The organism is Hyunsoonleella ulvae (genome assembly GCF_016827605.1).
GTDB lineage: Bacteria > Bacteroidota > Bacteroidia > Flavobacteriales > Flavobacteriaceae > Jejuia > Jejuia ulvae.
Genome location: NZ_JAEPJQ010000001.1, coordinates 917,650 through 928,499 on the forward strand (window position 1 = coordinate 917,650; position 10,850 = coordinate 928,499).

The 10,850-nt window shown below is 34.8% G+C and carries 8 protein-coding genes; 1 reads left to right on the top strand and 7 read right to left on the bottom strand.

The window, feature by feature from the left end; translation table 11 throughout:
* Positions 1-363, bottom strand: coding sequence for a glutaredoxin family protein (locus JS605_RS04210; RefSeq protein WP_203256405.1), 363 nt, complete (start codon positions 361-363; stop codon positions 1-3).
* Positions 364-459: 96 nt separating this feature from the next.
* Positions 460-3,087 (bottom strand): TonB-dependent receptor, encoded by a 2,628-nt coding sequence (locus tag JS605_RS04215; protein WP_203256406.1) that lies wholly within the window; start codon positions 3,085-3,087, stop codon positions 460-462.
* 172 nt (positions 3,088-3,259) lie between these two features.
* Between JS605_RS04215 and JS605_RS04220 the strand changes: the two genes are divergently transcribed.
* Positions 3,260-4,297: a LacI family DNA-binding transcriptional regulator gene (locus tag JS605_RS04220; RefSeq protein WP_203256407.1), complete on the top strand. Its 1,038-nt coding sequence runs from the start codon at positions 3,260-3,262 to the stop codon at positions 4,295-4,297.
* Here the strand turns inward: JS605_RS04220 and queG are convergent.
* The 5 genes from queG to JS605_RS04245 form a co-directional block, all read right to left on the bottom strand.
* A complete protein-coding gene (gene queG, locus JS605_RS04225) occupies positions 4,294-5,214 on the bottom strand; it encodes a tRNA epoxyqueuosine(34) reductase QueG (RefSeq protein WP_203256408.1) in 921 nt (306 codons plus the stop codon). The genes JS605_RS04220 and queG overlap by 4 nt on opposite strands.
* A gap of 47 nt (positions 5,215-5,261) precedes the next feature.
* The gene (locus tag JS605_RS04230) at positions 5,262-6,602 is read right to left on the bottom strand and encodes a cytochrome-c peroxidase (RefSeq protein ID WP_203256409.1); all 1,341 of its coding nucleotides are present in this window, start codon (positions 6,600-6,602) and stop codon (positions 5,262-5,264) included.
* A 176-nt stretch (positions 6,603-6,778) separates the two neighbouring features.
* On the bottom strand, positions 6,779-7,801 hold the full coding sequence (gene ruvB, locus JS605_RS04235; protein ID WP_203256410.1) for a Holliday junction branch migration DNA helicase RuvB: 1,023 nt from the start codon (positions 7,799-7,801) through the stop codon (positions 6,779-6,781).
* Positions 7,802-7,977: 176 nt separating this feature from the next.
* Positions 7,978-9,864 carry an OmpA family protein gene (locus JS605_RS04240; protein WP_203256411.1) on the bottom strand — a complete coding sequence of 629 codons (1,887 nt, stop codon included), beginning with the start codon at positions 9,862-9,864 and terminating at the stop codon, positions 7,978-7,980.
* 18 nt (positions 9,865-9,882) lie between these two features.
* On the bottom strand, positions 9,883-10,839 hold the full coding sequence (locus JS605_RS04245) for a PorP/SprF family type IX secretion system membrane protein (protein ID WP_203256412.1): 957 nt from the start codon (positions 10,837-10,839) through the stop codon (positions 9,883-9,885).
* Positions 10,840-10,850 lie beyond the last annotated feature (11 nt).

Consider the following 10,850-nt stretch of genomic DNA (forward strand, 5'->3'; position numbering starts at 1 on the left):
TTATTTCGTTTTTTCTATTAAACTTTTTAGAAAGCCTTCAAAATTAGTTACATCGTTCATTTTTAAGCTTCCATATACATCTACTACGGGAAGCGATATAGCATCTAGAGGTATTCCTGCATTTTGTAATTTTTCCACCATCTCTTTTTGCTTTTCTAGACGCACATCTACATCATAATACACAAATTCTACATGCTGTTCTTTTAAAAATACTTTAGTATCTGTACAATAATGGCACGTATCACTGCCATACACTATCACTTTATTCGATTTTATTACCTCTTTATCTGAATGCTTAGCTTGACTAAAACTTACGAAACCAAAAGTTAAGCTAAATACTACACATAGAATATAATCTCTCATATTGTAACTGTTTCGTTTTTGATGATAAAAAGAGTTGGACCTTGTTTAACCCCAACTCTTTTATTAACAACCGCAAATCAAACTAAACTAATCCTTTTAAAATTTATACTGTAATGATAACGTAGTAGAACGTCCACTAATTGATCTGGCTCTTACTAAACGATTTGAGCCAAAAGCGCCATCTCCATTTCCTTCAACCTCTGTGATACCAACTGTATCAAAGAGATTGTTTACACTCAATACAAGTGAAAGCCCTTCTGTTAAACCTGCTCTGCCTATTAAGTTAAAGTATGCATAAGCTGGCATTACCAAGTCGTTATCATCTTGTGCATAAGATTTTGTTGTACCTAATATGCTTAATGCTATACCATGCTTGCTGTTCTCCCCAAAATTATACGATGGCGATAAGTTGTACACCAAATCTGCTTGTCTTCTTGGTTTATTACCTTTATTGTCTCCTCCATCTATTTCGGCTTTTGTCCAAGTAAACGAACCATTAAAGTTGAAGTTTTCTCCAAAGGCAAGTGCTGTTTCAGCTTCAAGACCTAAGGCTTTAAATGGATTACCTACAGATCTGTTTAATTCATTACTCAACCCTTCATCGGTATTACTCATAAATCCTGTAAGGTTAAGCACCCCATTGTTTAATCTTTTCTTGAAACCAACTTCTAATTGTGATACTTCATCGTACTGCACATCTGCCTTACCATCTGTACCATAGTTATTTCTATCTGGAGCCCTTCCTGAAGCACCAGAACTATATCTTGCAAATACAGCTGACCCTTGATTCAATTTATAATTTAAACCTGCTGAGAAAGACACAAAGTTATAATCGTCGTTTACTATTTGCCCAGCATTACCTGCAATTACTGGTACCACTTGCTCTATTCCTTCTATTGTACCATTACCATCATAATCGTAAGCCTCTTGACTTGTAGGGCCGCTAGCTATTGTACCGTTTACATTTACGTTTTCAAAACGGATACTTCCATCAAAATTTAATTTTTCAGTTATCTCTGCATCAACACCTACATACGGCGAATTCACATTGTGTACAGTATTATATCTACGCTGGCAACAATTACCCCATACTGGCGTACCATAAGAGTATTGTCCGTTTCTTGAGAAACCATCAAAATCCGCCAATCTTGCTTCTCCACCACCTTTAACTTCAGAAATAAATGAACTCCATTGCCATCCTATTTTTGTGTTTTGAGTAGCCGTAAACAGTCCTGCAGTTACGCCAACATTATCACTTAATTTTTTTGAGATTTTTACATCACTAAAAAAGTTACTTAAATCATCTACCGTTACATCAAACATGTGTATTATTTGAGCCAAACCATTTGATGGGTTAAATGCTTCTCTATCACCATCAGCATACACCAAAGTACCTGTAGCATTTGAAGCGTCTCTGGCTGTAGTTTCAATTTCAGAAACCGTGCCTACAGCTGCTGTAAATGGCGACACCCACTCTCCACTATTATTAGAGTAACGTGCTTTACCTGCTATTTTCCAATCTCCTCCCAAGTCAAAAGAAAACTCAGTACCTAATGATTTAGACACAGGATTATTACCATTTCTAACATCATTTACATGTCTTCCTCCTCCATCAAAAGGATTTGTACCAGCACTTTGTTGCAAATAAGCCGAGTGTTGAGAATCACTAGTAATATCAAAACCTGGTAGGTTTGAAAATGTTGGGTCATCATTATTTCCTTCCAATAACATGGGCATTGGCAAATACATCACAGATCTATCGTTTAATAGTTTTGCGTACACGCGCACATAACCTGCATCAAATCTTTTAGTAAGGTTTGCCTTAAACTGTCCTCCTTTATTACCTTGATATCCTATATCTCTAGGTCCTTCGCCTGTTCTAATAAAACCTCCAAAGTGATACGACATGCCATTTTCTAATGGTGCGCCATACTCAAAATCCAATCTACTGGTTTGATAGTCTAACCCAAAAGTTGTCCCTAAAGAACCTCCCTCCGTAGCTCCTGTTTTACTAATCATGTTGATGATACCTGCTGGCCCATTAGATGTTTGCGTAGATGCAGAACCACCTCTTATAGCTTCAACTCTTCCTATATTAGAATCTATTCTTAAAAAATTATCGGCGTTTCCAAAAGACGTATCTCCAAATAAATTTAATGGCAACCCATCTTCTTGAATTTGAAAATATCTTGATCCCCCTGAAGAAATTGGCACACCACGAACATTAAAATTGGCGTTACCCTCACCTCCAGAAGATTCTGCGCGAATACCTGGAATATTTCTAAAAAGTTCACCAGAACTCCTTGGCGCAGCTTGTTCTATTAACTCTACATCCATAGTTGAAACAGATACACTAGATTCTATTTTAGATTTAGGGTTAACAACACCTGTTACAATAATTTGATCTAAAGATTGAGCATCTTCTTTCATAATAACATCTACTGTAATAGCATTACCTTGTACAGCAACCTGTTGCGAAAACTTTGCGTAGCCTAAAAATGTAGCAGATAATGTGTAATCGCCATTTTCGATATCATTAATAGTATAATTTCCATCAAAATCTGTAACTGCTCCTTTAGTAGTACCTTCTAAAATAACATTTACACCTGGCAATGGCACTCCTGCTTCGTCTTTAACGTTTCCTGATATTGATTGTGCAATTAATGCACTTGTTGAAAACAACATCAATACTAATAAAAACGTACTTTTTTTAATTGCATTCATTTTTGTCTTTTTTAGTTATTCGATAAATTATCTAGTTAATTTTTATCAAATCTATATTTATGTACTACATAAAATATGTTTTTATTAATCGAAAACGTTTTCGAAAATAACGAAAACGTTTTCGATTTTATATTTTTAATATATTTATTACCTGAAATTAAACTCATTTTTAATGAAAATTGTTACTCTAAGAGATATTGCCGAACAATTAAACATTTCTGTAACCACAGTTTCAAAAGCACTAAAGGATTATCCTGATGTTAGTAAAAAAACTAAATTACAAGTACGAGAACTTGCTAAAACCCTTAATTATAAGCCCAATGCTTTTGCTGTTAATCTAAGAACTAGAGAATCTAAAACCATTGGTCTAATTATCCCTGTAATTGTACATCATTTTTTTTCGAATGTTATAAAAGGTATTATTTCCCAAGCTGAAAAAAAAGGGTATCTCGTTATTATTCTCCAATCGGATGAATCTTACGAATTAGAAAAAAAGCAAGTTGAATTATTATTAAGTCAACGTGTAGATGGTGTTATTATCTCTTTGGCTAATGGAACTGCAAAGTATGATCATTTAAATGAAATTATCGCTCAAGGAAAACCTTTGGTAATGTTTGATAAAATTGCTAAAATGGTAAAATGTTCAAAAGTTATAATAGATGACAGAAAAGCGGCTTATACTGCAACACAACATTTAATTGATATTGGTTGCAAGCGCATTGCCCATTTTAGAGGAGCTCTGTTACCACAAAACTCTATTGATAGATTTTTAGGCTACAAAAAAGCTTTATTAGATAATGACTTGCCTTACGATCCGTCCTTGGTGTATATCTGTGAATGCGGCGATATGAGTTTTGAAGAGGGTAAAAAAAATGCAAAACAACTGTTAGAAGATCATGATGACGCTGATGGTATTTTTATAAATACCGATTTGGTTGCTATAGGTGCCATGACTGCATTTCAGGAAATGGGCGTAAAAATTCCTGAAGACATTAGTATTGTTGGGTTTAGTAATTGGTTTATGTCATCAGTAATATCCCCAAGTCTTACCACTATAAACCAACCAGGGTTCGAAATGGGAAAAAGCGCCTTTAAACAACTTTTTAAAGAAATTAAAGCCCGTAAAAAAGAGAAACCCTTTGAACCTAAAACCGTGGTTTTAGAAACAGATTTGATTGTTAGAACATCAACAAAAACTAATATTACTTAATCTTTTAAGAAATTGATGTTTCTTTTTAAACCCGAATATTTGGTGCGTTTTACTGCTGATTTTTTAAATACCTTTCTAAACGTTTCTTCTGTGATGTCTTCCCAATCTTTTTTTGACATACTTAATAATTCTGGATGTGGATTGAATAGTGGCTCACTATGCGATTTTGAGAACCTATTCCATGGGCATACATCTTGACAGACATCGCAACCAAACATCCAATCATCAAACTTACCTTTGAATTCTGTAGGTATATTGTCTTTGAGTTCTATTGTGAAATATGAAATACATTTACTGCCTTCTACAACATAAGGCTCAACAATAGCTTCTGTTGGGCAGGCGTCAATACATGCCGTACAAGTGCCACAATGATCTGTTACTGGTGTATCGTACTCTAACTCTAAATCAATAATAAGCTCAGCAATAAAATAGAAAGAACCTATTTGCTGTGTTAGTAAATTAGAGTGTTTCCCAATCCATCCCAAACCAGATTTTGCTGCCCAAGCCTTATCTAGAACAGGTGCTGAATCTACAAAAGCTCTTCCATTAACTTCCCCAATTTCATCTTGAATAAAATGTAATAATGATTTTAGTTTGTCTTTAATAACGAAATGGTAATCTGTACCATAGGCATACTTTGATAGTTTGTAGCTTTCTGTGTTTTGTGTTTCTGAAGGAAAATAATTCAGTAACAAGGATACTACACTCTTTGAATCTTCAACTAATTTTGTGGGATCTAAGCGTTTATCAAAATGATTTTCCATATAACGCATCTCTCCGTGCATATTTTGGTTTAACCATTTCTCTAACCTTGGAGCTTCTTCTTCCAAAAATTCGGCTTTGCTAATACCACAAGATAAAAAACCGAGGCGTTTTGCTTCGGTTTTTATGATATTAGAATATGTTGCTTTTTTCACGTTAAGTTTAAAGCACCTAAATTACAATTTTCATATAAATAAGCTACTTAATTGCAACCCATATCTATTGAGGATTGCGCATCAGCATTTGGAAAACAGTTCCCTGTTGGTAAGCTTTCTGGTTGGTAGCGTTTTAAATTGTTATCATATAAAGCATTTTCAACAAAGGATGTTAACAAATCCACTTCATACTCTGTTAAATTTAAGGGTTGAAATTGTGAAGACAATTTATTTGAGGGTACATCAGTATTTTCAGCTATGGCATTATTTTTATAGCTTATAATTTCTCGGATAGATTTGAAACTACCTCCATGCCCATAAAACCCTGCATCTGTTAAATTATAAAGTTGCGGCGTTTTAAATTTATAATCATCATCTGGGTTTCCAGTAAATCCTCCTCTTCCCTTTTTGGTAGCTTCGTCCACTTCAGTCATTATATTCGAACCTGCCAAGTCCTTCATACCTAAAGCGTGGAATTCCATTCCATTAAGCCCAGGTCCTGAGTGACAAGAATAACATTTTCCTTTGCCAAAAAACAGAATACCTCCTTCCATTTCGTCATCGTTCATAGCGTTTTCATCTCCTTTTAACCATTTTTGAAATGGTGCTTCACTCGCTAAAACTGTTCTTTCATAAGCTGCTATAGCCAATGCTGCATTCAATTTTGTATAACGTTCGTTTTCTAAAACATTCGGAAAAGCGACATCAAATAACGCTTTATAATCTGAATTGATAATAAAATCTTCCTCTATTATAAGTCGGTGTACATCTAAACCTGCAATTGCTTGTGTTTCCACCCCTTCAAAACCAAACGTATTAGCTTCTTTTGGAGTGCCTGTAGTCCAATTAGCCTCTGTACCTATATTTGCTCCAATAGCCCCAAATTGACCATTCCACAACATCACTTCTTGGAAGGCTGAATTTAAAATACTTGGACTTTTAATAGGTTGCACATCTAAATCTGCCTCTAAGTAATCGGGGGATTTAAGACGACCTTCACCATGGTTACCAAACCCTATACCTCCATCTCCAATACCTTGCTGTATACCACTTTGAAAGCCTGCAGCTGCATGATGGCAACTTGCACATGAGTAAGTGTTCATTCCCTGCGCTTTGCTTGGGTTCTTCCCCAAGGCTGTTTCATGGAAAAGTAACTGTCCCAGTTTAACTTTTGCCATAGTTATACTATTGTTAAGATCACTTGGGATAGCATTAAAATCGTTGGAAGCTGGCAATATTAAAATAGTTTTTGAACCTGCTGTAGCTTGAATTTGTTTTTCTAAGAGGGATGTTATTGGAGTTTCTACATAATCGTCATTATCGACAGCACAGGAGCTTACAATCAATACAAAAACCAATAAAACGCTGAATATTTTTAAGGCATTCATGAGTAAATAGTTTGGGTTATTTACCGCAAAGCTAAATCCAACACATAAAAACCTTACAATAATTTGTTGAACAACCTAAAAATTAGTTGTCGAGTCAAAATTGCGATGAACTGTTTTTTTTATACTATTAACTACACTAGCAACAATCGAAGTAGAATTTTGATGAGATTTAGATACTAAAACAAACCTCCTTGAATATTCCCTTTTATCTTACCTAGATGTTTATACGCTTGCTCTGTTACTTCGCGTCCACGAGGAGTACGCATAATGAACCCTTGCTGGATAAGAAAGGGTTCATATACTTCTTCTATAGTTTCAGGACTCTCACTTACTGCTGTCGCAATGGTAGTAATCCCTACGGGACCTCCTTTAAATTTATCGATGATGGTAGATAAAATCTTGTTGTCCATTTCATCCAAACCATGGGCATCTACATTTAATGCTTCTAATGCAAACTTTGCTATTTTTATATCAATACTGCCGTTTCCTTTTATTTGTGCAAAATCTCTAACACGTCGCAATAATGCATTAGCTATTCTTGGTGTACCTCTACTACGTCCTGCTATTTCTATAGCAGCTTCCATTGTGATAGGCACATTTAAAATAGAAGCACTTCGCTGTACAATAGTAGTCAATAAATCGGTTTTATAATATTGCAGCCTACTTTGTATTCCAAAACGCGCACGCATGGGAGAGGTTAATAAACCCGAACGTGTTGTTGCTCCTACTAACGTAAACGGACTTAAATTGATTTGGACTGTACGGGCATTAGGCCCTGTTTCAATCATAATATCAATCTTGTAATCTTCCATAGCGGAGTACAAGTATTCCTCAACAATTGGGCTTAAACGATGTATTTCATCAATAAATAGTACATCACGCTCATCTAGATTGGTTAATAAACCTGCAAGATCCCCTGGTTTATCTAAAACTGGACCTGAGGTTACTTTTATCCCTACATCTAACTCATTTGCTAAAATATGGGCTAACGTCGTTTTACCCAATCCTGGAGGTCCATGAAATAAAGTATGATCTAAAGCTTCTCCTCTTAAATTGGCTGCTTTTACAAAAATTTGAAGATTTTCCAACACTTGGTCTTGCCCCGTAAAATCATTAAAGGCTAATGGCCTCAACTTTTTTTCTACATCAAATTCTTCTGGAGAAAAATTATCGTTTGTTGGATCTAGGTTTTCGTTCATTACAACTTCAAATAAAAGTAGGGATTGCTTTTTAAAAGATTTTTTGGCAGGTTCCTACTTTTGCAGAAACGACAAAAATATATGCTTTCATTTAAAACAAATATAAACAAAAAGCCTTTCACATCTAACCGTAGTTAGTAGAAAGGCCCTTTCGGCTTTTGGTTGGGTTATGTTGGTTATTTTAGGATTGTAAATTCACAACGTCGGTTAATATCATATTCTTCATCAGTGCAAATACCTTCTTTAACACATTTGTTAAGTGGCTGCATTTCTCCATAACCTATACTTTTTAATCTATCTCTGGCTATGCCTTGGCTTACCAAATATTCTAAGGTTGAGGCTGCACGTTGTTTTGACAACTCTAAATTATATTGGTCTGGACCTCGTGCATCTGTATGTGCAGAAACTTCTACTTCCATAGATGGATACTTTTTCATTAAATCTACTAAAACATTAAGGGTAGTAGCAGCATCTTCTCTAATATCTGATTTATCAAAATCGAAGAAAATTTTATCCAGCTCTACTTGTACAAGATCTGTATCTTTTTCTTTAACACGCTCTTCTGCATCTGCAAAAGACTCCAAACTTAGGTAGATATTATGTTGCACTTTTCCTTTGCTATCTGTAGAGAATTCTACATCTTGAGGAATGTATGCTTTTCGTGTACCTCTTACTTTATACTTTTTATTTGGCTCTATTTTAAATATGTAATAGGCATCGTCTCCTACAATGGTATCCTGAATTACAGTTCCTGATTCATCAAACAAGGTTACCAAAGCTCCTGATAATAACTCCTTGCTATTTAAATCTTCTACCACACCTTCAACTTGATAGAATGTAAGCGGGTTCTTTTCTCTTTTGAAACCAAATAATCTATCGTAGCCTCCTCGGTTGGAAGACACAAAACCTCTATTATCTTTTTCTCTAACTACATAGGCAAAGTCGTCTAAAGGGCTGTTAATCGTGCTTCCCAAGTTTACTGGGGTATCAAATTCGCCATTTACCATATTACTTCTAAATACATCTAATCCGCCATAACCTAAATGTCCTATTGATGAAAAATACAATACATTATATTTACTTATAAAAGGAAATTGTTCTCGGTGCTTGGTATTAATCGTTTCACCTAAATTCTCAGGTTCGCCATAGGTACCATCTTCATTTATGGCTACTTTAAAAATATCAAAACTCCCTAAAGTCCCAGGCATATCACTAGCAAAATACAAGGTTTTCTCATCTTTACTCAACGCTGGGTGCTCTGTACTATATGCGTTTGATGTAAATGGTAGTGCGATAACATTGGTCCACTCCCCATCTACCAATTCTGCTTTATAAATTTTAATATGTGCAATGCGCTGTTCATCTGTTTTCTTTCGCGTTGTATTTGTTCTATTAAAATACATGGTTTTACCGTCTTTTGTAAACACAGCACTACTCTCATGGGATTCTGTATTTATTGATGCTGAAAATGGTTCTACATTTTCTAAGACATTCTCACTAGTTAAAGTGCCGCTATACAAATCTAAATACGGTAAGTTATTCCAAGAATATGCTGGGTTTTCTGAATTTCTTGCGGATGCAAAAGCTACTTTATCATCTCCATAAAACGACAAGCCAAAATCACTACTAGAGTTTCTGTTTTCTATTTGCTTTAATTTAAAGGTATGCGGGGTTGTTTTATCTGTTTCCTCAATAAAAGCTAAAGTATTTATTTGCTTATTGTAATAGCGTCTTAAATGTTTGTCTGCTTCTTTATATTCCTTAACTCCTTTTAAGGCCTGGGCAAATCTAAAGTGATATTCAATATCTATAGAATCGCCATATTCCACAAACAATTCCCTGTATGTTTTAATGGCTTTTTGAAGACTGGCATTGTAGTAGTAACTATCTGCTAAATTCTGCAATACTTCTTGATTGCGTTCTTTAGTTTCATAAATTTCAGCTGCATCTTTATAAGCTCTCATTTCAAAAAGCTTATTTACACGCTTTAAATTTTTCTTTTGAGCAAACCCTATTCCACTAACTAATAAAAGGCTTGCAAGTATATATATATGTTTTTTCATGTTTCCTAGTATTAAATGTTAGAAGAATCTTGGGGAACGATCATACCCATTTTTAAATCCGAATAAATCCACATCAAAAAGAATAAATATTTCGTGAGATCCTGAATTGAAATCTCCTAAATTATTGGTAGTATAATCGTAAGCATACCCTATTCTTAAATCTGGAGTAACTCTAAAATTTACCAGAGCACTCATCGCATCTCCTAAACGGTACCCTAAACCTGCTTCTAGTTTTTCATTTATTAAAACGTTAGCAGTAATATCTAGAGCTAATGGTGCTCCCTTAACTGATCTCGCCATGAATGCGGGCTTTAGTTTTAATTTTGAGTTAAGATCGAAAATATAACCTCCTGTAAAGAAATAATGTACACTTTCTACACCTGTTGCTTTAATACCGTTTTCATTTTCAAGATGTTTTGTAGATAACATATTGGGTGCCGAAATACCTAAGTAATAATGCTCTGTAAAAAAGAATGCTCCTATACCTAAATTTGGGAACGCACGATTAAGGTTTTCATTAAATGCGATATCTCCACTTGCTGGTCCGTTTTGTAATTGCAAACCATTAAAGTTGGTATCAAACATGCGCACACCTGCTTTTAATCCGAAAGAAATTTTTGTTTCTATACCAACAGGTAATACGTAAGCAAAATCTGCAAAAATGTTATTCTCGTTTACAATATCGCCAATGTTATCGTTGGTAAATGACACGCCCATCTCTATTTTATCGTTAATGGGTGTATGGGCAAAAAAGGTTCCGGTTCTTGGTGCCCCTTCTAAGCCTACCCATTGAGTTCTATATAATCCACCAAGGTTTAAAATACCTTCTTCTGCTGTTGCATAAGCTGGATTTATCACACTCATGTTATACATATATTGTGTGAACTGTGGATCTTGTTGTGCAAAACTTTGTAATGACAGGAACGTCAAACTTAACAAAGCAGCTATTTTATGATATATATTTAAATGTTTCATTTGTCTAAATT

Bases quoted from the DNA above. Each gene is read 5' to 3' on its own strand.
- JS605_RS04210 (WP_203256405.1), bottom strand. From the start codon at position 363: ATGAGAGATTATATTCTATGTGTAGTATTTAGCTTAACTTTTGGTTTC.
- JS605_RS04215 (WP_203256406.1), bottom strand. From the start codon at position 3,087: ATGAATGCAATTAAAAAAAGTACGTTTTTATTAGTATTGATGTTGTTT.
- JS605_RS04220 (WP_203256407.1), top strand. From the start codon at position 3,260: ATGAAAATTGTTACTCTAAGAGATATTGCCGAACAATTAAACATTTCT.
- JS605_RS04230 (WP_203256409.1), bottom strand. From the start codon at position 6,602: ATGAATGCCTTAAAAATATTCAGCGTTTTATTGGTTTTTGTATTGATT.
- ruvB (WP_203256410.1), bottom strand. From the start codon at position 7,801: ATGAACGAAAACCTAGATCCAACAAACGATAATTTTTCTCCAGAAGAA.
- JS605_RS04240 (WP_203256411.1), bottom strand. From the start codon at position 9,864: ATGAAAAAACATATATATATACTTGCAAGCCTTTTATTAGTTAGTGGA.
- JS605_RS04245 (WP_203256412.1), bottom strand. From the start codon at position 10,839: ATGAAACATTTAAATATATATCATAAAATAGCTGCTTTGTTAAGTTTG.